We start from the raw sequence: 21,884 nt of genomic DNA, 5'->3' as shown, positions 1-21,884 counted from the left end.
CGCCCTTCACCTGCCGTCACAATTCGCCTAAGCGCCGTGGCCATGAAGATTGCCGCGCTCGCCCAACTTGCCGATCCCGCCCGCTGTCCCCGGCTGGTGGTGAAGGTCGGCTCTGCCCTGCTGGTGGGCAAGGACGGGCAGCCGCGCCGCGAATGGCTGAGCGCCCTGGTGGCGGAGATCGCCGCAGCGCGCGCCGCCGGGCAGGAAGTGATCGTCGTGTCGTCCGGCGCCATCGCCCTTGGCGCGCGGCGGCTGGGGCTGGCCAAGGGCGGGCGGGGCAGCCTGTCCGATGCGCAGGCCGCCGCCGCCGTGGGGCAGATCGCGCTGGCGGGCCTGTGGGCCGAACTGCTGGCCGGCCATGGCCTCACCGCCGCGCAGGTGCTGCTGACGCTTGAGGATCTCGAGGACCGGCGCCGGTACCTCAATGTCACCGCCACGCTGGGCACCTTGCTGGCGGCGGGCGCGGTGCCGGTCATCAACGAGAACGATACCGTCGCCACCAACGAAATCCGCTTTGGCGACAACGATCGGCTGGCGGCCCGCGTAGGCCAGGCGGCGGGCGCGGCGGGCGTGCTGCTGCTGTCCGACATCGACGGGCTGTATGATCGCGATCCGCGTCAGCCCGGCGCGGTGCGCATCCCGGTGGTGAAGGGGGTGACGCCCGAGATCCACGCCATGGCCACCGGCGGTTCCTCCTCCGGGCTCGGTTCCGGCGGGATGACGAGCAAGCTGCAGGCGGCCGAGATCGCCGAACTGGCGGGCATCGCGCTGGCCATCATCGACGGCCAGCCCACCGCGCCCATCGCCACCGCGTTCGGTGCGGAGCGGGGCACGCTGTTCCTGCCGCGCGGGCGCAAGCAGGCGCGCAAGGCGTGGCTGGGCGGCAAGCTGCGCATGCGCGGCTCGGTGCATGTCGATGCCGGGGCGGCCAGGGCGCTGGAAGGCGGATCGAGCCTGCTGGCGGCGGGGGTGACGCAGGTGGACGGCGAGTTCCAGCGGGGCGATGCGATCGCCGTGCTGGGCCCGGATGGTGCCGTGCTGGCGCGCGGGCTGTCGGAATATGATGCGGCGGAGTGCGCCCGGCTGATGGGCCGGCACAGCCGCGAGCACGAGGCGCTGCTGGGCTATGCCCCCCGGTCCGCGCTGATCCACCGTGACCAGCTGGTCCTGCTGTAATGGCGCATGAACTGCTGGCGGTGACCGGGGCGACCGGGTTCGTCGGGCAATCGGTGCTGGAGTATGCCGCGCGGCAGGGCTTCGAGGTGCGCGCGCTCGCCCGTCGGCCGCAGGAGGCGCGCAGCGGCGTGGAATGGGTGCAGGGTGACCTGGGCGACGAGCGGGCGCTGAAGCGGCTTGTGGCGCGGGCGAGCGTGGTGCTGCACATCGCCGGCGTGGTCAACGCGTCCGATCCGGCCGGGTTCGAGGCGGGCAACGTGCGCGGCACGCTGAACGTGGTGAACACCGCGCTTGCGGCCGGGGTCAACCGCTTCATCCACGTCTCCTCGCTTTCGGCGCGCGAACCGCAGCTTTCGGTGTACGGGGCCAGCAAGCTGCGCGGGGAAAAGATCGTGCGCGCCAGCAGCCTGGACTGGACGATCGTGCGCCCGCCTGCGGTGTATGGCCCGCGCGACACCGAAATGCTTGAGCTGTTCAAGCTGGCAAGGCGCGGGCTGGTGCCTTTGCCGCCGGCCGGCAGGCTTTCGATCATCCACGTGGCGGACCTCGCCCGCCTGCTGCTGGCGCTGGTGCCGGATGGGGAAGACGTGCGGCACATGGTGTTCGAGCCCGATGACGGACGGCCCGGCGGCTGGACCCATGTGGAGCTGGCCCGCGCCATCGGCCGCGCGGTGGGCACGCGCGCCACGCCGCTGCCGCTGCCGCGCCGCGTGCTTGATTGGGCGGCCAGGGGCGATCGTCTGGTGCGCAAGGACAAGGCCAAGCTAACGCCCGACCGGGTGGGATACATGTGCCACCCGGACTGGACCGTGGGCGCAGGCGCCACCCCGCCGCCCGCGATCTGGACCCCCCAGGTCGAAACCCAGATGGGCCTCCACGCCACGGCCGGCTGGTATCGCGAAGCCGGCTGGCTGTAACGCGCGCTTCCCCCGGCTGACGGCGGAACCGGTTCCGCCCTGCCAATCCGCCCGGTGCTGGCCTGTGTCACGGCATCCATCACCATCTTGCCGACGCGGACTGTCTCCGAAGTTGTTCCGGTTCGGTCCCAGCCTCGCTTGACCGGGCATGGTCCTTTGCAGAGAGACCGGCGCTCCCATGTCGCCGCGGCGGCATTATCCTTGGACGAGAGCTGGCATGGCGTTCCTGCAAAGGAAACTTGGCGAACTGACCGCCCGTATTGACCGCGCCCGTCGCATGCTCGGCCTTGCCCGGTCGCGGCGGCTCGATGCGGCGCGACAGCGCGATCTTGAAGATCTGCTGGCACGCAGGCATCGCTGGCTCGGCCATCCCGGCTTTCCGCAGCCTTCCTTCGCCAATGCGCGGTTGATTGCCGTCGGCCCGCGCGGGCACGGCAATTGCATCGTGCTGCTGGCCGGTGCAGGAACCCGCGTTGGAACCGCTTTCCATTTCGCCCGCGGGGCAAGGAACAACATTCTCGTCATCGGTGCCCGTGCCCGTGCGCCCCGCAAGGTCGATTTTCTGGCGTCGCATGGACTGGTCGTGATCGGTGAAGAGACGGCCGGGCTGATGAGCATGGATATCGAACTCAATTCGGACGATGGCCTCGTCTCCATCGGCCCGCGCTGCAATGCCAACGGCACGTCAGTTATTCTGCAAGGCGTGGGGCAAAGCCTGATCGTCGGCGAAGACTGCATGTTCGCCATGGACACGGTCATCCGCACCTCGGATCGCCACGCCATCAGTGGGCCAGACGGCCAATGGATGAACCCGCCTGCCGATATCCGCATCGATCCGCATGTCTGGCTGGGTGAGGGCGCCTTCGTGCTCAAGGGCGTGCATATCGGCACCGGCGCAGTTGTTGCCGCCCGATCGGTGGTGTCGCGCAACATTCCGCCGTTCACCGTCGCAGGCGGCGCGCCCACACGCCCGCTCCGGTCTGACATTTACTGGGAACGTTCCAGCGAGCCGACCCTGAACGATAGCGCCAGGTGGCGAGACGTTGCCGACAAGCTTGAGAACGCAGCCGCGTGATATAGCCGGGGACAGGGCCGACGGGGCGAGCGTGGCAGGATCATCGTTCCCGGCGCAATCCCTCTCCGTGACTCTGCGCGATTGAGTTCCTCCGCTTCGTCGCGCCTTCGCGTGAAACCCCTTCAGAAGCCGCTCAGTCCAGTTCCAGCATCGCCCGCGCGCCGTTGAAGGTCTGCTCCAGCGATTCGAGCACTGCCGCGCGGGTCAGGTCTGGGCCGATCGCGGCACCATGGTCCTGCACCATGGTATCGGCGGTGCGCAGCAGGATCGCTTCCATCCGGGTCAGCCACGCTGCCGGATCGGGCGAAAGACGCGCCATTTCAGGCAGCATCAGCGTGACCATCAGGCGCAGCGTCTGCACGTGGATGGCCATGGCGCCCGCCTGTCCGGCGGCGTCGCGCGGTTCCAGCAACATTGGTGTTCCCCCTTGGTGTGCGACCCGCTCCCCGCAAGGGCGGTTTGGTTACCATAAGGGTACTCTCCAGAAAGACAGGCAAGGTATTTGATCCAGATCAATGACCGCGCCCTAAGCATCAGTTTTGCGACGTCCTTTTTGTGTCCGATCCGGGCCAAAATGGTCGGATTGAATTTTCGCTGTCCTACAAGCCCCCGTTCGATGTAATCATGTTCCGTTTTTGTTCTGATTTAGACGCAAACGGAGTCTGGCCCATGGACCATGCAAGCACCCCTGAAAGCTCAACCGGCTTCGGCCGCGGCATCACCCCCGCGGGTGGCGATATCGGCCTGCCGGGGGATGATCGGACGATGGACTGGCGCGCCTGGGTCGATGCCGTGCCGCCCTTCGCGCCCATGCCAACGCCACGGCCATCTTCATCGCGGTGGGCTGGCGCTACCACTTCAGACTCCCCTCCCCACCGGGAAGGGGCCACCATTTCAAGCTCCCCTCACCACTGGGAAGGGGCCAGCATTTCAAGCTCCCCTCCCCATTGGGGAGGGGTTGGGGGTGGGGGTGGGGGTTCCCCCTCCGCCGCCTGGGACAGCCTCGCCGATGACTGGCCGCCCGCCCGCAGCGAACGCGCCGCCGATTTCACCGCCCCGCGCCGCGCCCGGTTCCTGCAGGCATTGGCCCATCACGGCCAGGTGCGGCGCGCCTGTGCGGTCGTCGGGGTTTCGGCGCAGGCGGCCTATCTGCGGCGGCGGCGCGATGGCCGCTTCGCCGCCGGGTGGGATGCCGCGCTGGTGCATGCGCGCGATCATGCGGCGCAGGTGCTGGCCGATCGTGCGCTCAACGGCGTGGTCGAAAGCGTGTTCTATCGCGGGCAGGAGGTTGGCACCCGCGTGCGCTTTGATTCCCGCCTGCTGCTGGCGCATCTCGCCCGGCTCGATCGCATGGCCGAACGGACCCCCGCCGCCGCGCTGGCCGATAGGTTCGAGGAAGTGGTCGAAGAGGTGCTCGATTCCGGCGAGGATGCCGCAACGCATGGCTGGCAGCCCGAAGCCATCCCGCTGGCCGATGCGGTCGCCGAAGCCGAAGCGCGCGCGGCTGACGATTTTCCCGATGCGATGGAGGCCATCGGGTCAGACGCGCTGGCTGACCTTGCCCGCGAAGCCGGCCTGCCCGCCGATTTCCTCGACCTGCCGCCCGATCGCGCGTGGGCGGACCTGCGCACCGCCCACATCCGCCGCGCCCGTCAATCTATCCTTCAGTCCCACGCCACCCGCGCCAGCCAGCGCGCCCAACGCCTCGACCAACTCACCGCCAATCCTCCCCTGGAAGGGGAGGGGGACCGCCCACAGGGCGGTGGAGGGGTAGCGGACGCACCCGACCTCGAGTTCAAATCCGCCGCCGCAAAGCCCGTAACTGTGTCAACCGTGTCAACCTCGCACCGCCCGGGTCGAGGCAGACTGCAGGCTTACAGCACGAAGTCCGCGGCCACCGGCGCGCCGTTGAACGCAATCATCACAAAGGCGTATTCCACCCCGTTGTCGCTGTCGGTGCTCAACTGCACCTGCCACAGGAACGGGCTGTTGGGGTTTACCTGCTGAACCCGCACTTCGCCCGGTGTGCCGGCATGGAACGCGGCGGTGCCGATGAAGGTGAAGTCCTGGTTGCCGCCCATGGTGCTGTTCGCGTCCAGCGAGCGCAGGTCGATCAGGTCGCCATCGTTGTGCGCAAAGTCGCGGATGAAGTCTGCGGCGAACGCGTTGCTGGGGTTGTAGGCGCCGAAGTCGGCAAAGTTGGTGAAGCGGAACGTGTCCACACCACTGCCGCCGTTCATCTGGTCGAACCCGGTTCCGCCCTGCAGCACGTCGTTGCCTGCGCCGCCGCTCATCCGATCGTTGCCGGCCCCTCCGGTCAGCTTGTCGTTGCCGATTGCGCCCACCATGATGTCGTTGCCGTTGCCGCCAAAGATGCGGTCGCTGCCGGTGCCGCCGTTGATGGTGTCGTTGCCGTCGTTGCCATACAGCATGTCGGCCCCGCCAAAGCCAAAGATCGTGTCGTCGCTGGCCCCGCCGTTGATCGTATCGGCCCCGCCCCACAGCGCGCGGTTGATCGCATCCAGGTCCCCATCGCGCACGGTCTGCAGGAATGTCAGCAGGTCATAACTCAGGGCGGAAAGCTGGGTGTCGCCAGTGTCCACCCCATTGATCGTGCCGTTCAGGTTGTCGACGAAGCCGGCATCGGAAAAGAACTCCGCCGTGTCTCCACCCACGAAGCTGAAGGTCAGTGTCGATTTGTCCACACTCAGGGATGACGGTCCGCTCTGCTGGAACTGGAACAGCATCAGCGTTTCTTCAGTGAACACATTGGTCCAGGTGTCGCCCGCCAGCGTCGCCGTCGTTGCAATCGTCATCACCCACTCCCGCCGATATTGTGGTTAACTTCGGTTTATCTTGCACTTTCTTGGTCAAGTCCAGCAAAAGCAACGCAGCCTTTCTCCCGCAACGGTACAGGTCTATGTCCCGGTCATGCCCCTGCTGAACCGCCTGCTTGCCGCGCTGCTCGCGCTCCTCGCCCTCGTCCAGCCGGCGCGGGCCGAGCCGCAGGGGCCGCTGGTGCTGGCGGCGGCGAGCATGCAGGAGGCGCTGACCGCCGCTGCCGACGCCTGGGCCATGAAGCGCCACCCGCGCCCGGTGCTCAGCTTCGCCGGCACACCCGCGCTGGCGCGGCAGGTGCAGGCAGGCGCCCCGGCAGACCTGTTCGTTTCCGCCGATGCGGAATGGGCCGATACCCTGCAGCAGCAGGGCCTGCTCGCCCCTGGCACGCGCCGCAACCTGGCGGTCAACGCGCTGGTGCTGGTGGCGCCGGCGGGCAGCCGCCTCAGGCTCTACCCCGCACCCGGGTTCCCGCTGCTGGCCGCGCTCGGCGCCGAAGGGCGGCTGGCGATGGCGGACCCGGACAGCGTGCCCGCCGGGCGATACGGCCGGCAGGCGCTCACCCGCTTCGGGCTGTGGGACGCGGTGGCGCCGCGGGTGGCGCGGGCGGAAAACGTGCGGGCGGCGCTGGCGCTGGTGGCGCGCGGCGCGGCACCGCTGGGCGTGGTCTATGCCACCGATGCGCGGGCCGAACCGGCGGTGCGGGTGGTCGGCGTGTTCCCCGCCGGCAGCCACCCGCCGATCGTCTACCCCATCGCCCGGCTGGCGGGGTCGACCCACCCCGATGGCGAACCCTTCCGCCGCTTCCTGCTCTCGGGAGCTGGGCGGGCGATCCTCCGCCGCTTCGGCTTCGTGGCGCGCTGAACCTAGATCTCCAGCTGGCTGCCCAGTTCGATCACGCGGTTGGTGGGCAGGCGGAAGAACTGCATCGCGCTTTCGGCGTTGCGCACCATCCACGCGAACAGCTTCTCCCGCCACACCGCCATGCCCTGCCGATCGCGCCGCTTCGAAGCGATCAGGGTCTGGCGGGCGAGGAAGTAGCTGGTCTCCATTGCCTTGAACGGGCCACCGGCGCGGGTCTCCGCCACCAGTTCCGCCGGGATGTCCGCCTCGTCCATGAAGCCCACGCGGATGACCAGGCGGTAGAAGCCGTGATCGAGCGGGCGCACCTCTCGCCGCTGCGCCGGGGCGACATGGGGCACGCCTTCGGTCACCACGGTCAGGATCACCACCCGTTCGTGCAGGACATGGTTGTGCTTCAGGTTGTGCAGCAGCGCGGGCGGGATGCCATCGGCGTTGGAGGCGAGGAACACCGAGGTGCCTTGCACCCGCCGCACCTTGCCGGCGATCGAGCCGACGAACAGATCGAACGGCATCGCATCTTCGGCCAGCCGCTGGCGCAGGATGCGCCGCCCGGTGGCCCAGGTGGTCAGCACCGTGAAGGTAACCGCCGCCACCAGCAGCGGAAACCACCCGCCATCGGGAATCTTGGTGAGGTTCGAGGCGAAGTAGGCGCCATCGATCAGCAACGCGGCCCCGGTCACCAGCCCGGCCAGCAGCGGGTGCCACTTCCACACCGCGAAGGTCAGCACGCCCAGCATCAGCGCGGTGATGAACATCGTGCCCGTCACCGCGATGCCATAGGCTGAGGCGAGGGCGGAGGAGGAGCGGAAGCCGAGCACCAGCAGGATCACCGCCACCAGCAGGATCCAGTTGACCAGCGGCACATAGATCTGCCCCGCCGCCTGCGCGCTGGTGTGGCGGATGCGGATGCGCGGCAGGAAGCCGAGCTGGATGGCCTGCTGGCTGACCGAGTAGGCGCCCGAGATCACCGCCTGGCTGGCGATGATGGTGGCCATGGTGGCCAGGACCACCAGCGGCAGGCGAAGGGCTTCCGGCGCCATCAGGAAGAACGGGTTCTCCACCATCGCGGGATTCCTGAGCAGCAGCGCCGACTGGCCCATGTAGTTGAGCAGCAGGCACGGGAAGGCGACCCACAGCCACGCAACCATGATCGCACGGCGGCCGAAGTGGCCCATGTCGGCATAGAGCGCCTCTGCCCCGGTCACGGCGAGGACGACCGAGCCGAGCGCGAGGAAGGCAAGCTGCGGATCGAGCAGAAAGAAGTTGAGGGCATACCAGGGATTGAGCGCCCACAGGATTTCCGGCGCCTGCACGATGCCGGAAATGCCGAGCACCGCGATCACGAGGAAATAGACCAGCATCACCGGCCCGAACAGCCGCCCGACCATGGCAGTGCCGCGCGACTGGATGGCGAAGAGGCCGATCAGGATGGCGATGGACAGCGGCAGCACGAGATGTTCGAAGCTGGGCGAGACGACTTCCAGCCCCTCCACCGCAGAGAGCACCGAGACCGCCGGGGTGATGATGGCATCGCCATAGAACAGCGCGGTGGCGACAAGGCCGAGCATGGCCATCGCCGCCGACCAGCGCGTTTCGCCCAGCTTGCGCCCGATCAGCGCCATCAGCGCCAGGCTGCCGCCTTCGCCCTTGTTGTCGGCACGCAGGATCACGGCGACATACTTGAAGGTGACGATGAAGGTCATCGTCCAGAACACCAGCGAGAGCACGCCGAAGACATGCGCCGGATCGACCGCCAGCGGGTGCGGCCCGATGAAGCTTTCCTTCAGCGAATAGAGCGGGCTGGTGCCGATATCGCCGAACACCACCCCGATCGCGCCGACGGCAAGCGTGCCAAGGCCCTGGCCACCGTGGTGGTCGGCGTGGTGGTGCGCGGCGGGTTCGGGAGAGGGGGAGAGGGCGGCGGACGAGGGCAGGGCTTGTTCCATGCTCGTGGGGCTAGGCCCGTCGGATGGGCGGTGCAGCAATCTTTACGCGTTCTTTATGGGCGGGGTTTGCGGGTGTTGGTTTCGCGCTGGGGTTAAGGGGTGGGGAGGAAGGTTTTGGTTTCGCAAAGAGTTCGCGGAGGGCGCAGAGTTCGCGGAGGGCGCAGAGAGAGGGAGGAAGAAAAGAGGGGGTTTCGCGCGAAGACGCGAAGACGCGAAGGGGTCGCGCTTAGCGGCTTTGCTGCTTCAGTCCTGCGGCGACTTGGCCGTTTGTCGCCTGCGGCGCGGTCTTTCCTGCTGATACGTCTTGCCCAACCCCGCTCACCCTGAGCTTGTCGAAGGGTGCTGGCGCCGGGCGTCGGGCGTGGCGCTGTTGTGGTTCGACAGGCTCACCACGAGCGGTTTTTGCGGGGTTGGCAGGTCTTGGGGAGGTGGAGCGCGCGGCGCTAGGACGCGGATTTTGGTGGGAAGCGGAGGGGGCTGCGGGTATGCTCTGCCGATGGGAGCGTCTTTACCCCTCCGTTGTGCAAGCGGGCTGTTCCTTGTCCTGGCGACAGCGGGGTGTGGCGGTGCCGGTCCGACGAAGCCCATTTCGGTCGACGAGTTCATCGCGAAGATTGATCAGCTGAACGGCCGGACGGTCGTGGTTACCGGCTACCTGGGCGAGTGCGAGGCGCTGAGCTGCATGCTCTACCGGACCAAGGCGGAGTCCGACGAGGTGGATCGCGCCATGGCGAAGATGCGCGCCGCGGTGGACAATGGGGCCACCAACGTATCGGGCTTCCCTGTCCCGGATCATCCAGCCGTTTCGATCGGACCGGCAGCGCAGTCCTCGTTCTTCGGCTGGGCCGCCTATTTCCATTCTCATGGATACGTGGTGATTACCGGCAAGGCGAGCAATCAGTGCCGTTCGAAGAACTCGCTTTGCTTCGACAGAATGGGCGATCTCAAACCTGTCTCCATCAATGGAGCATCTGCGCCATCATAGCGACAATAGGGCCGCGGAAGGTGCGCGATTGGACGGGTGTGGCCAGTCTGCTTTGGGTGGAAACGGTGTCTCTATTCAGCGAAGCGCTGAGAGCCAAATCGCCCGCCGGATGGTCTGCTCAACGCGACAGTCAAGATAGACGACGGGTGCTATGGTCCCGTTGTCAAACTCGGCTGCCTTAGACTTGCAGAACGGGTCTCGGTAGTTTGCCCAGCGCCGTTGTGCTGACCTTAGGCGACCTCGGTTGTTAGGCGAGAAGCGCCCCAAGACGTTCTGCCAAACGCGGTTCAGCGTCTGGTCTTGACGGGCAAACTCATCTTGAAAGCAGCGGATGTTCGCACTCGTTGCCACAGCAGCCTTTTGGCAGTTGCGGAACGCGATGGTGTAGTGGCTCTCGATGTTCGCATCAACCGGCCCCTCTTCCGGTGTAGTCACGAACTTATATGCGAACTGGTCCGGTGCGCTGGCGTAAGCGGGAACGGACAGCACGGCGCTGAGATAAAGTAATTGCTTGAACATCGAAGCCACATAGCCAAGGAGGGTTTCTCGCTGCAACGGCAACATTTGAGCGATAGCCGGCACTTCCATTTTGCCCGAGCCTTGATCCGACCCCGCCCACCCTGAGCTTGTTGAAGGGTGCTGGCGCCGGACTTTGGGCATTGCGCTGTTGTGGTTCGACAGGCTCACCACGAGCGGTTTTCCTCGGGACAGGGGGCTGCCGGGGGCGATGCGGCTGCGCGCAACCCATTCGCGTCTTCGCGCCTTTGCGCGAAACCCAATCTTCTCTCTGCGCCCTTTGCGGGCTCTGCGCGAACCATCCTTTTTCCGGATCCGCGCCGCCCCCGCGAACAAGGCCTTCCTCCACCAAATCCCTCGACAGCAGCGCAAGCAGGGAGCAAGCCGCGTCGGATGGCGAACGGGGTGATTCCGCGGGGCGATGAGGGACGGTGGGGCACGGCGGTGGGCCATGCGCTGACGCTGCTGCTGGTGGGGCTGGTGACGCTGGCGGGGCAGGTGCTGTTCGCGCGGGGGGAACTGGCCGACATCGGGCTGCTCTATCTGGTGCCGGTGATGTATGCCGGCACGCGGCACGGGCTGGTGACCGGGATCGTGGCCGGGCTGGTATCCACGCTGGCGTACAACTTCTTTTTCATTCCGCCGATCCACACGCTGGCCATTGCCGAGCCATCGCACATCGTGACGCTGCTGGTGCTGCTGGGCGTGGCGGTGACGGGCAGCCAGCTGGCCGCGCGGGTGCGCGAGCAGGCGGCGCTGGCGCAGAGCCGGGCGGATCGCGATGCGGCGCTGGCCGGGTTCGCGCGCGTGCTGATGGGGCTGAACACGCGCGCGGCGCTGTGGCCGGTGCTGGCGCAGGAGATCGCCCGCCAGTTCGAGGTGCGCACGGTGGTGGTGGCGGCGCACGAGGGCGCGGAAGCGCAGCCGGTGGCGGCAACGCCGCCGGTGGAGCGGCTGGACCTGATCGACCGCGCGGCGGCGCAGTGGTGCCTGGATCATGGGCAGGCCGCAGGACCGGGTGCGGCGGCGCTGACCACCAGCGAGTGGCTGTTCCTGCCGGTGCGCGGCGGTGGGCGGGCGCAGGCGGTGCTGGGCGTGGCGCGTGGCGACGCCGGAGAGCCGCTGGCCGGGGCGCAACGCGCGCTGCTGGAAAGCCTGCTGGACCAGACCGGGCTGGCGCTGGCGCGGATCGCCGCCGAGGAGGAGATGATCGCGCTGGGCAAGGTGCAGGAGCGCGACCGGCTACGCGCGGCGCTGCTGCAATCGCTGGGGCATGACCTGCGCACGCCATTGACCACGGTGTTGGGCGCGCTGCGGGCGATCCGGCCCGCCGATGCGGCGCAGGGCGAACAGATCGATCTGGCGCGGGGCGAAGCGGAGCGGCTGGAGCGGTTCATCGCCAACCTGCTCGACATGGTGCGGATAGAGGCGGGGGCGATCGAGCAGGCGCGCGAGCCGGTGGACCTGCGCGAGGCGGTGACGGCCGCCTGCGAGGACATGGCACGCGCGCTGGCCGACGCCCGCGTCGAGATGGCGGTGGCGGACGATCTGCCGCTGGTGCAGGTGGACCCGCGCCTGCTGCACCATTGCCTGATCAACCTGCTGGACAATGCGGCCAAGCATGGCGGCGGCGGGCCGATCATGGTGCGGGCGCAGGAGAGTGCGGAAGGGCTGGCGCTTTCGGTGCTGGACCGCGGGCCGGGGCTGCCAGCGGGCGAGGAAGCGCGCGTGTTCGGCGTGTTCACCCGGCTGGAAGGATCGGACCGGCGCGGCGGCACCGGGCTGGGCCTTGCCATTGTGCAGGGCTTTGCCGGAGCGATGGGGCTGCAGGTGCGGGCGGGCAACCGCACGGATGGGCCGGGCGCGGACTTCACGCTGGTGTTTCCGCATGACCTGCTGCGCCGGGTGGAGGGGTGAGCGCGATGCCGGATGCCAAGGTGCGTGTGCTGGTGATCGAGGATGACGCCCCGATCCGCCGCCTGCTGCGCGAGGCGCTGGAACAGGCGGGATACGGCGTGGTGGAGGCGGCCAATGCGGCCGAAGCGCTGGCGCTGGTGCAAGAGACGCCGCCGCTGCTGGCGCTGCTGGACCTGGGCCTGCCCGATCGCGACGGGATGGAACTGGTGCCGCTGCTGCGCAAGGCGGGCCTTGCCGTGCTGGTGCTGTCAGCGCGCGATGCCAGCGCGGAGAAGGTGGCGGCGCTGGACCTGGGCGCGGACGATTATGTGACCAAGCCGTTCGATGCGGGTGAGCTGCTGGCGCGCATCCGCACCGCGCTGCGCCATCGCGCCGCACCGCAGGCGCTGGCCGCCACGGTGGTGCGCGGCGATGTGGAGATCGACCTGGCCGCGCGGATCGTGCGCCGGGGCGGAGTGCCGGTGCACCTGGCGCCCAAGGAATATGCCGTGCTGGCCGAACTGGCGGCCCAGCCGGGACGGGTGATCACCCATGCCGCCCTTCTGCGCGCGGTGTGGGGGCCGGGGCATGAAGGCGACGTGGAATACCTGCGCGTGGCGGCGCGCGGCATCCGCCGCAAGCTGGAGCAGGAAGGGAGCGGGGCGGCGGGCGGGCTGATCCGCAACGAGCCCGCGGTTGGTTACCGCCTGAGTGACAGTTAACCAAAGCGTTTCGTTTTCAGCTCGTTACTAACGCCAGCTACTGCCGTGCCGAAGCGGGACCGATCACAAAAAATCGTTTGCCCGGATGTGGATCAAATCCAGAACACGGTCTTATCTAAAGTGTATCCGGACTGGTGGGCATCGCACCGTGGTTGCAGCCCCGACCAAGATTTCGGCCATAGATCCCAGACAGTCGAGATTGCCTAACCAACGATCGTCAAGACCATGTTCCTTCGGGAAAATCGTGTTCTATCCAACTGTGCTATCCAGCGGCATCGGTGGCCCAGTCAGCCGTGATGTAAGAGAATCCGACAGGTGATCCATTACTGCATGGTTACGTTAGATGATTAACGTATTCCCAATCGCATCAGCCATTCTCGGACAGATATTTACTAAAGTTATAACTAACTACGTCTGGTGGTATATTGTTCTACGCTACCACCGGCCGTAAGCAGGATGCTGCACAGGCTGGTTAACGGCAGCCGGCACAGCAATTGTCGTTATGGGAAAGGGCCTTAGGGAATCGCCTTATCACACCTGAACCGGTGTGCGCGATTCGTTAACCCATCCGGTAAGCGGCGGGCGGCAACAGGGGAAGCAAGATGGCAAGCACGAGCACACCGGCCAAGACGACCGTGAAGGTCGCCCTGACCAACAACGCGGCGAAGGACGACACCTTCAGCAGCACCGACAGCAAGTATTCCTTTCTCTCCGAGAACGGATCGCTGAAGGGCAACCTCGACGTTCTGGCCAATGATCCCGGCGCCGCCACGCTCTATTCCGTGCAGACCGCCCCCCCGGTTTCGACCACCGCGCAGATGGCGAAGGAAGCCGTCGGATCGACCGACAAGTTCTTCGTGACGTTCGAGGGCCAGTCCTACGAAGGCAAGCTGACGCTGAACGCCGACGGCACCGTTGGCTTCGACCTTTCGTCGCTCGCCAACGCCACCGACGCGAATGGCGGTCGGCTGCTCGACCACATGGCGCAGGGTGAATCGTTCACCACCACTTTCTGGTACACCGCCAAGATGGCCAACGGCACCCTGTCGACCTCGCGCGTCGACGTGGTGATCACCGGCGCCAACGACGGCCCGACCATCGCCGCCACCACCGTCGCCTGCGGCACGGTGCAGGAAGACGGCACCACGCTGGTGCAGGGCCATGTCGACGGCAAGGACGTCGACCACGGCGCGGTGCTGACCTACACGGGCAATGCCACCGGCACCTATGGCAGCTTCAGCGTGAACAGCGCCACCGGCGCCTGGACCTACCAGCTCGCCAACGGCGCAGACAACGTGCAGGCGCTGGCCCAGGGCGAGACGCAGTACGAAACCTTCACCGTTACGGTGAGCGACGAATTCGGCGCGACCGCCACGCAGACCATCACCGTCAAGGTGCAGGGCACCAATGATGCACCCACTGTCGAAGCGGCGCTGACCGGCTCGGCGGACGAAGACGGCGCCTCGTTCGGCATCAACCTGCTGACGGGTGCGAAGGACGTGGACCACGGCGCGACGCTGTCGGTCACCAACGTCAGCGACCTGCCCGATGGCGTGACGCTTTCCGGCAATACGCTGACGGTCGATCCTTCGGACGCCTCGTTCCAGTCGCTGGCCGTCGGTGAGACCGCTGAAATCGTCGTCAGCTACAACGTGACCGACGAGCATGGTGCGAGCGTTGCCCAGAGCGTGACGATCACCGTGACCGGCACGAACGACGCACCCAAGGTCGAAGCAGCGCTGACCGCCTCGGCCAACGAGGACGACGCTGTGTTCAGCGTCGATCTGCTGGCGGGCGCGAGCGACGTTGATCATGACGCGGTGCTGCACGTGACCGACGTGAGCGTACTGCCGGACGGCGTGACCCTGGTGGGCGATACACTGTCGATCGATCCCTCGGACGTTTCGTTCCAGTCGCTGAAGCTGGGCGAGACCACGGAACTCGTCGTCAGCTACAACGTGACCGACGAGCACGGTGCAAGCGTTGCGCAGAGCGTGACGATCACCATCACCGGCACCAACGACGCGCCGACCGTCGAAGCGGCGCTGACCGCCTCGGGCAACGAAGATGGCGCTGCGTTCAGCATCAACCTGCTGGCGGGTGCGAGCGATGTCGACCATGACGCGGTGCTGCACGTCACCGACGTGAGCGCGCTGCCGGAGGGCGTGACCCTGGTGGACGACACGCTGTCGGTCGATCCCTCGGACACCTCGTTCCAGTCGCTCAAGCTTGGTGAATCGACCGACATCGTCGTCACCTACAACGTGACCGACGAACATGGCGCGAGCGTTGCCCAGAGCGTGACGATCACCGTCACCGGCACCAACGACGCGCCGACCGTCGAAGCGGCGCTGACCGCCTCGGCCAATGAGGACGACGCCGTGTTCAGCGTCGATCTGCTGGCGGGCGCGAGCGACGTTGATCATGACGCGGTGCTGCACGTGACCGACGTGAGCGCGCTGCCGGACGGCGTGACCCTGGTGGGCGATACGCTGTCGGTCGATCCCTCGGACGTTTCGTTCCAGTCGCTGAAGCTGGGCGAGACCACGGATCTCGTCGTCAGCTACAACGTGATCGACGAACATGGCGCGAGCGTTGCCCAGAGCGTGACGATCACCGTCACCGGCACCAACGACGCGCCGACCGTCGAAGCGGCGCTGACCGCCTCGGCCAACGAGGATGACGCTTCGTTCAGCGTCGACCTGCTGTCGGGCGCGAGCGATGTCGACCATGACGCGGTGCTGCACGTCACCGACGTCAGCGACCTGCCGGCCGGCGTCACCCTTTCGGGCGACACGCTGTCAGTCGATCCCTCGGATCCTTCGTTCCAGTCGCTGTCGCTGGGCGATACCAAGGACCTCGTCGTCAGCTACAACGTGACCGACGAACATGGCGCGAGCGCCGCGCAGAGCGTGACAATCACCATTACCGGCACCAATGACAAGCCGACCGTTTCGGCCGAAGTGACCGCCGCTGCCGACGAAGACAGCGGCAACCTGGTCGTCGATCTGCTGGCCGGCGCCAGCGATATCGACGCCAATGACCATCTGCATGTGACCAACGTGAGCGCGCTGCCTGATGGCGTTCTGTTGCTCGATGACTCGCTGGTCGTCGACACCAGCGATGCGTCGTTCCAGTCGCTTGCCGAGGGTGACACCAAGGACATCGTCGTCACCTATGAAGTGAGCGATGGCAATGGCGGCACCGTGGAGCAGAAGGCCACGGTCACCATCACCGGCACGAACGACGTGGCTTCGATCACGGGTGACACCACCGGCGGTGTGCTGGTGGAAGACCAGATCACCACCGTTACCGGCAAGGTCAACGTCAGTGACGCCGACCACGACCAATCCTTTGCCGAAGCTGGCAGCGGAACGGGCGACTTCGGCAGCTTCAGCGTGGATGCCGACGGCAACTGGTCCTACGTGCTCGACAATGACAGCAACGCCGTGCAGCGCCTGGCCATTGGCGAGACCGTTCAGGAGAAGTCCTTCACGATCTATTCCGCTGATCATTCGGCCTTCGTGACGCTGCAGTTCAGCGTGACCGGCACGAACGATGCGCCGAAGGTGACGCTGAGCCAGACGGCGACGGCTACGCAATACGGCCTGCCGGCCACCCTCAATGCGCTGGCTGGCGCAACCGACGTCGATCACACCGACAGCCTGTCGGTGACCTTCTCGTCGCTTCCGGCGGGCGTTACCTACAATGCCAGCACCGGCCTGTTCATGCTGGACACCTTTAACCAGACCTACTGGCATCTTCCGGCTGGGGTGAGCGAAACGATCACTGTTAACTATGGCATCAGCGACGGTACGACCACGACGCCGGCCAGCGTGAAGTTCGTGATTACCGGTGTCAACGACCCAGGCTACTCGGTTAATGATGAGAGTGTTGCCTTCGATAACCAAGTCACAGAAGCCGGCGGTATCAACAACGGCAACGCAGGGGACCCGAGCGCTTCCGGCAAGGTGATTGTCCGCGATGTGGACGATGGTGAAGCCAAGTACCAGGCGCCAGCCACTCTTGCGGGCAAATACGGCAACTTCCAGTTTGATGCGAATACCGGGGTGTGGAGCTACACCTTGGATAACAGCAAGGCGACCACACAAGGTCTCGTGGCGGGAGCCGCCGATGTCGACCTGCTTCGTATCAAGACGTACGACGGCAACAGCTCAGAGATCTTCGTCGTCGTGAACGGTGCCAACGACACGCCGACCTTCGGCGGCACGTCGACCGGAGCAGTGACGGAAGACGCCACCACCACGACGGCCACCGGATCGCTGACGATCAATGACGTTGATACCGGACAGAGCGCGTTCCAGGCGCTGACCAACCAGGCCGGCACCTATGGCAGCCTGACCTTGGGCACAAACGGCGCATGGACCTACACGCTCGACAACGCCAATACAGCGACCAATGCCCTCAACAATGGTGATGTGAAGCACGACATCTTCACGGTCACGTCGGTCGATGGCACCACCACAACGATCGACGTGACGGTGAACGGCAAGACGGACTCGGGCGATCCAAACAACTTCGACAGTTCAGGTCTGCCCGGTGTCCAGAATCTTACCGGCGGGAACGGTGCCCAGACGCTCTATGGCGGTGCGGGCGATGACATCATTGATGGCGGGCAGGGCAACGACAAGCTCTATGGTGGCTCGGGCAACGATAACCTGCTCGGCGGCCCGCTGACCGGCAACCCCGCGGACAACGACACGCTCTATGGTGGTTCGGGTTCCGACACCATTAACGGTGGTGACGGCAACGACGCAATCTATGGCGGCGACTTCGGTGACAATCTGACTGGTGGCATCGGGGCCGACACATTCTATTATCTGTCGAGCAATGACTCCTCTATCTTCCTGCCCGATACGATTACGGATTTTGTGCACGGCTCAGACAAGATCGACCTGTCTGCCGTCTATTCCGGGACACTGGGTTTTGGTGGGGCGGCAGGGTCAGCCTTCAACGTGAATGTCTCTGAATTGGGTGGGAAGACCGTGATTCAGATCGATACCAACGGGCTGCAGGGTTCCGATATGGTGATAAACCTGACCGGAACGGGCCTTGGCCTGACCGCCAGCGACTTCGTCCTCTAATCAGGACTGACCTGGACAGGGAAATGGGGCCGGCGAGAAACCGCCGGCCCTTTTCTTTTGGCGATTGTCGACAGGCCGCCACGGGATCGCGGCGGGGTGGACGGCGGCTCGATGATCCGGGTTCGGGGTTAGGGGGGAGCGTATGTGCTGCGGCGTCTCGACTTTGCTCGACGCAAGCGGTTTCGGATTCGGGATTGCCGGTGACGCGTCTGTGCTGCGGCGTCTCGGCTTCGCTTGACGCGAGCGGATTTGGTTGGTTTGCCGGTGGCACAGCTATGCTGCGGTGTCTCGACTCCGCTCGACACGAACGGAATTTGGGGCGCGCTGCCGACGTTGGGGGGCGAAGTCGTGCCAGTGTCCCGCCTTCGCTCCGCTCGAGCGGGATCGATATGTCCGAGCGATCCGGCGCTGCCTTGGCCGCTGGTTACGCGGCATTGGCCAGCGCCCTGTCGAACGCGCCGTGACGAAGACGCTGCGCGGCTCTATGCCGCTGTGGTCGCCCGCCGGGCCCGCCCCGGCCTTACTGCGTCTTCGCCACCACTTCGGCCGAAACGCTCGGCTTCACCGCGGGCGTTTCCACCTGTGTGCCGGGGTCGCGCAGGGCGCGGCGGTCGGCGGGGCCGACGGAGAGGCCATCGAGCGCGCGCATCAGCGGGGTGAACAGGGGAATCTGGCCCTTGTTCTTCACCTTGTCGAAATGAACCTGCGGATTGTAGCGCGGGTCATCCGGCAGCAGCCAGCGCGGTTCAAGCGCGCCCATCAGCGCCAGCACGCGGGCCTGGCTGATATAGGCCGACGCGATCGAATTGTTGTAGCTGCTGCGCACGTTGAGCAGGTCACGCGCCAGTTCAAGCACGTCGAGCGTGGTGATCAGTCCGGCGCGTTGCTGCAGCCGCGCGCCATCGAGCGCGCTCTGGGCGGATTCGACCGAGAGGGCGAGGCGTTCGGTCGCGGCTTCCTGCGCTTTCCAGTCATTCCATGCGGCGGCGAGCGCGGCGCGGTTGTCGCGCACGGCACCGTCGAGCAGGCGCCAGTCGGCATCGTTGGCGGCCTTGGCTTCGCTCACCTTGGCCTGGCGCAACCCGCTTTCATAGATCGGCCCGGAAATGATCACTTCGCCGCGCTGTTCCTTGATGCGCGAGGCGTTGTTGTAGGGGCTCTGGCTGCCATAAAGCGCGGTACCCTGGAAATCCACGCGGGGCATCAGGTCCGCCTTGGCCTGCACCATGGCCGCGCGCGAAACGAGTTCACGATAATGCGCAGCCTGCAGCACCGGGCTGTTGGCCTCGGCATAGGCATAGGCTTCCTCGAGCGTGCGCACCGGCAGGTCGAGAGGGTTGGGCGCGGCAAGCGTGCCGGCGGGCGCGCCCACCTTCTGCGCAAAGGCGGCCTCGCTCGACGCGGCATCGCGCTGCGCGGCGAAGAGCTGCGCGCGGGCGAGTTCGGCGCGGGTGATCACCTGCTGCACGTCGGTGGCGGTCACCTCGCGCACCTTGAAGCGCGACTGCGTATCCGATTGCTGGGTGGCAAGGATTTCGAGGTTGTCGCTGGCGATGGCCACGGCGGCGCGATCGCGCAGCAGGCCGACATAGCTGGAAATCGCTTCGAACAGGGCCTGGGTTTCGGTGCTGCGCAGCACCTGCGCCTGGAAATTGCGCTGGGCAATGGAGAAGCGTTCGGCGGCGAAGTTGCGGCCGAAGGTGAACAAAGGCTGGGTCAGCACGGCCGAGGCTGAGGTGCTGAAGCCCTTGCGCTCGGTTGAGCGGGTTCCGGGCGCGGGGCAGAAGATCGATGGCGTGCCGGGGGCGCAGCGCTGCGGTTCAAGGCTGTCACGCTGGTAGGCGTCGGTCAGCTGGTAATCGAGCTTCGGCCCGAAGTTGGCGCGGGCCTGGGTGACGCTGTAGTCGGTGCTCTTCACCGCGGAGCGTTGCGCCAGTACGGCGGGCGAGGTCCAGTAGGCGAGACGCAGCGCATCGGTGAGCGCGGTGACCGGGGCGCCGCCCTGCGCCAGCTGAGCAATGTCGGCCGGGGTCTCGGGCGGCAGGTCCGCCATCATCGCCATGCGGTGCTCTTCGGCATCGGCGGCATAGCTGCTGCTGCCGTCGGAGCTGCCCGCGGAACCACCATCGCCACCGGCATCGGCGGCATCAGCGGAATAGGCCGCTTCCGGCGCGGCGTCGTCCACTGGCCCCATCGTGCCTGGCCCGTCCGCCGCAGCGAGCGGACCCGCCACCAGCAGGGCGAGGGGGGCGGCGGCGGAAAACAGCTGGGGAAGTGAAACGCGACGCATGGGCACCTGCTCAGTTATCGCGGAAGGAGCGCATGAACTGGTCGCGCAGCGGCTTGGTGATGTAGGACAGGAGCGAACGGCTGCCGGTTTCGATATAGACTTCGGCAGGCATGCCGCTGCGCAGGTCGAGCCCTTCCTTCTTCACCCGCGCCTGGTCTACCTCGATCCGCACCATGTAGTACGACGAGCGGGCCTCGGTGTTCTCGGTGCGGTCGGTGGCGACATAGACGACCTTGCCGGGAATCTCCGGCGTGGTTGCGCGATTGAACGCGCTGAAGCGTACGCGGGCGTTCTGGCCCTTCAGCACCTGGTCCACGTCGGACGGGCTGATCATGGCTTCGACCACCATCACGTCCTTGTCGGGCACGATCTCCATGATCGGCTCGGCCGGGCGCACCACATCGCCCACGGCTGAGAAGGCGATCTTTTCCACGGTGCCGGAATAGGGCGCGCGGATCTCGCTGCGGTTCTGCTGGTCGCTGGCGGCCACGCTGCGCAGCTGCTGCTGGTTGAGCGCGGTGTTGACCTGGGCAAGATCCTGCCCTGCCTGGACGCGGCGGGTCTGTCCGAGCTGGATCGACTGTTCCTGCGCCTCGGTGATCTTGGCGCGGGCCTGCGCGATCTGCGCGTTGAGCGATCCGATCGAGCCTTCCATGTCGACCGCGGTGCGTTCAAGCTGGTTGAGGCGGTTGATCGTGACCAGCTGCTTGTCCCACAGGTCTTTCACGCCCTGGCGTTCGGGCTCGATCAGGCGGCGCTGTTCCTTCAGCGCGGCGATCTGCGACTGGATGCCGGCGATTTCCTGGTTGTACTGCTGCATGCGGGCGGCAAGCTGCGCGCGCAGGTCAGCCTCTTCGGTCTGGCGCATCACGAACTGGTGCTGTTCGTCAGCCATGGCCTTGCGCGCGCTGGCGGTGTTGGCGCGGGCGAGTTCGGGCGGGAAGGTGATGCCGCCTGCTCCCAGCCGCTCCGCCTCGAGCCGCGCCTTCTGGGCAAGCAGCTGTTCAACGGTGAGGTTGGAATACTGCGCGTCGGCCCCGGTCACCCGGTCATCCAGCCTCATCAGGAGATCACCCTCCTTCACATGCTGGCCATTGTGGACGAGGATCGACGAGATCACGCCGCCGGTGGGGTGGGCAATGCGCTTCACCCGCGATTCCACGCCGACCTGGCCGCCGCCGATCACCGCGCCGCCAATGGGCACGACGGCGGCAAGCACGAAGAGCACGAGGAACAGGCCGCCGATGGTGGCGAGCAGGCGCTGCAGCAGGCGGGGAGCCTTGGCCTTTTCAGCCGGATCTTCCCACAGGGTGGGCAGCAGGTTGCGCGCGGCCTCCGCATTCGGGCTGACGGGCATGTTCATGCGGCTGCTCCTTGCGCCGAGGCCGGCTTGGCACCGTCGGCCGCACCATTCGCATTCACCTTGGGCGGTTCACCCTGCATGCGCTTCATCACTTCGTCACGCGGACCGATATCGGCCAGCCGGCCACCGTTGATCACGGCAAGGTGCGTGGCGGGGCCGAGCGTGGCGGGGCGGTGGGTGATCATGATGAC

14 protein-coding genes and 1 pseudogene are annotated in these 21,884 nt (G+C 66.4%); 8 read left to right on the top strand and 7 right to left on the bottom strand.

Translation table 11 applies throughout. The annotated features are described in order from the left end of the window. Positions 1-42: 42 nt before the first annotated feature. From proB to POM99_RS08850, 3 genes are all read left to right on the top strand, one after another. Positions 43-1,176, top strand: coding sequence for a glutamate 5-kinase (proB, locus tag POM99_RS08860; protein WP_277276873.1), 1,134 nt, complete (start codon positions 43-45; stop codon positions 1,174-1,176). Beyond that, positions 1,176-2,093 (top strand): NAD-dependent epimerase/dehydratase family protein, encoded by a 918-nt coding sequence (locus POM99_RS08855; protein ID WP_277276871.1) that lies wholly within the window; start codon positions 1,176-1,178, stop codon positions 2,091-2,093. The genes proB and POM99_RS08855 overlap by 1 nt, the downstream gene beginning before the upstream one ends. A 217-nt stretch (positions 2,094-2,310) precedes the next feature. Beyond that, positions 2,311-3,168: an acyltransferase gene (locus POM99_RS08850; RefSeq protein ID WP_277276869.1), complete on the top strand. Its 858-nt coding sequence runs from the start codon at positions 2,311-2,313 to the stop codon at positions 3,166-3,168. Between the two features lie 133 nt (positions 3,169-3,301). On the opposite strand, the gene POM99_RS08845 is transcribed toward POM99_RS08850, so the two are convergent. Next, positions 3,302-3,583 (bottom strand): hypothetical protein, encoded by a 282-nt coding sequence (locus tag POM99_RS08845; RefSeq protein WP_277276868.1) that lies wholly within the window; start codon positions 3,581-3,583, stop codon positions 3,302-3,304. A gap of 1,459 nt (positions 3,584-5,042) precedes the next feature. Continuing rightward, positions 5,043-5,984, bottom strand: a complete 942-nt coding sequence (locus POM99_RS08840) for a calcium-binding protein (protein WP_277276866.1) — start codon at positions 5,982-5,984, stop codon at positions 5,043-5,045. A gap of 115 nt (positions 5,985-6,099) precedes the next feature. Between POM99_RS08840 and modA the strand changes: the two genes are divergently transcribed. Further along, positions 6,100-6,870 carry a molybdate ABC transporter substrate-binding protein gene (gene modA, locus POM99_RS08835; RefSeq protein ID WP_277276864.1) on the top strand — a complete coding sequence of 257 codons (771 nt, stop codon included), beginning with the start codon at positions 6,100-6,102 and terminating at the stop codon, positions 6,868-6,870. Between the two features lie 2 nt (positions 6,871-6,872). Here the strand turns inward: modA and POM99_RS08830 are convergent, their stop codons facing one another. Next, positions 6,873-8,816 carry a potassium transporter Kup gene (locus POM99_RS08830; RefSeq protein ID WP_277276862.1) on the bottom strand — a complete coding sequence of 648 codons (1,944 nt, stop codon included), beginning with the start codon at positions 8,814-8,816 and terminating at the stop codon, positions 6,873-6,875. Between the two features lie 640 nt (positions 8,817-9,456). On the opposite strand from POM99_RS08830, the gene POM99_RS08825 reads away from it, so the two are divergent. Then, positions 9,457-9,801 (top strand): hypothetical protein, encoded by a 345-nt coding sequence (locus POM99_RS08825; protein ID WP_277276860.1) that lies wholly within the window; start codon positions 9,457-9,459, stop codon positions 9,799-9,801. 75 nt (positions 9,802-9,876) lie between these two features. Here POM99_RS08825 and POM99_RS08820 read toward each other — a convergent pair whose 3' ends face one another. Beyond that, positions 9,877-10,488, bottom strand: coding sequence for a lysozyme inhibitor LprI family protein (locus POM99_RS08820; RefSeq protein WP_277276857.1), 612 nt, complete (start codon positions 10,486-10,488; stop codon positions 9,877-9,879). Positions 10,489-10,710: 222 nt separating this feature from the next. Between POM99_RS08820 and POM99_RS08815 the strand changes: the two genes are divergently transcribed. The 3 genes from POM99_RS08815 to POM99_RS08805 all read left to right on the top strand — a co-directional run bounded on the left by POM99_RS08815 (position 10,711) and on the right by POM99_RS08805 (position 18,040). Continuing rightward, on the top strand, positions 10,711-12,234 hold the full coding sequence (locus POM99_RS08815) for a DUF4118 domain-containing protein (RefSeq protein WP_277276855.1): 1,524 nt from the start codon (positions 10,711-10,713) through the stop codon (positions 12,232-12,234). Between the two features lie 5 nt (positions 12,235-12,239). Next, positions 12,240-12,935: a response regulator gene (locus POM99_RS08810; protein WP_277276853.1), complete on the top strand. Its 696-nt coding sequence runs from the start codon at positions 12,240-12,242 to the stop codon at positions 12,933-12,935. A 602-nt stretch (positions 12,936-13,537) separates the two neighbouring features. After that, positions 13,538-18,040, top strand: coding sequence for a VCBS domain-containing protein (locus POM99_RS08805; protein WP_277276851.1), 4,503 nt, complete (start codon positions 13,538-13,540; stop codon positions 18,038-18,040). Positions 18,041-18,560: 520 nt separating this feature from the next. On the opposite strand, the gene POM99_RS08800 is transcribed toward POM99_RS08805, so the two are convergent. From POM99_RS08800 to POM99_RS08790, 3 genes and pseudogenes are all read right to left on the bottom strand, one after another. After that, positions 18,561-20,330 (bottom strand): TolC family protein, encoded by a 1,770-nt coding sequence (locus tag POM99_RS08800; RefSeq protein WP_277276849.1) that lies wholly within the window; start codon positions 20,328-20,330, stop codon positions 18,561-18,563. Between the two features lie 10 nt (positions 20,331-20,340). Next, positions 20,341-21,693 (bottom strand): HlyD family type I secretion periplasmic adaptor subunit, encoded by a 1,353-nt coding sequence (locus POM99_RS08795; RefSeq protein ID WP_277276847.1) that lies wholly within the window; start codon positions 21,691-21,693, stop codon positions 20,341-20,343. Then, positions 21,690-21,884 (bottom strand): annotated as a pseudogene (locus POM99_RS08790) (type I secretion system permease/ATPase); the annotation flags it as partial. The gene POM99_RS08795 and the pseudogene POM99_RS08790, both read right to left, overlap by 4 nt.

The sequence above is a fragment of the Novosphingobium cyanobacteriorum genome (assembly GCF_029436685.1).
GTDB classification, from domain to species: domain Bacteria; phylum Pseudomonadota; class Alphaproteobacteria; order Sphingomonadales; family Sphingomonadaceae; genus Novosphingobium; species Novosphingobium cyanobacteriorum.
This window is presented reverse-complemented; position numbering and strand designations above follow the sequence as displayed.

Coding starts and splice junctions, on each gene's coding strand:
- proB (WP_277276873.1), top strand. CDS start 43: ATGAAGATTGCCGCGCTCGCCCAACTTGCCGATCCCGCCCGCTGTCCC.
- POM99_RS08805 (WP_277276851.1), top strand. CDS start 13,538: ATGGCAAGCACGAGCACACCGGCCAAGACGACCGTGAAGGTCGCCCTG.
- POM99_RS08815 (WP_277276855.1), top strand. CDS start 10,711: ATGGCGAACGGGGTGATTCCGCGGGGCGATGAGGGACGGTGGGGCACG.
- POM99_RS08800 (WP_277276849.1), bottom strand. CDS start 20,330: ATGCGTCGCGTTTCACTTCCCCAGCTGTTTTCCGCCGCCGCCCCCCTC.
- POM99_RS08855 (WP_277276871.1), top strand. CDS start 1,176: ATGGCGCATGAACTGCTGGCGGTGACCGGGGCGACCGGGTTCGTCGGG.
- POM99_RS08830 (WP_277276862.1), bottom strand. CDS start 8,816: ATGGAACAAGCCCTGCCCTCGTCCGCCGCCCTCTCCCCCTCTCCCGAA.
- POM99_RS08845 (WP_277276868.1), bottom strand. CDS start 3,583: ATGTTGCTGGAACCGCGCGACGCCGCCGGACAGGCGGGCGCCATGGCC.
- POM99_RS08795 (WP_277276847.1), bottom strand. CDS start 21,693: ATGAACATGCCCGTCAGCCCGAATGCGGAGGCCGCGCGCAACCTGCTG.
- POM99_RS08810 (WP_277276853.1), top strand. CDS start 12,240: ATGCCGGATGCCAAGGTGCGTGTGCTGGTGATCGAGGATGACGCCCCG.
- POM99_RS08850 (WP_277276869.1), top strand. CDS start 2,311: ATGGCGTTCCTGCAAAGGAAACTTGGCGAACTGACCGCCCGTATTGAC.
- POM99_RS08840 (WP_277276866.1), bottom strand. CDS start 5,984: ATGACGATTGCAACGACGGCGACGCTGGCGGGCGACACCTGGACCAAT.
- modA (WP_277276864.1), top strand. CDS start 6,100: ATGCCCCTGCTGAACCGCCTGCTTGCCGCGCTGCTCGCGCTCCTCGCC.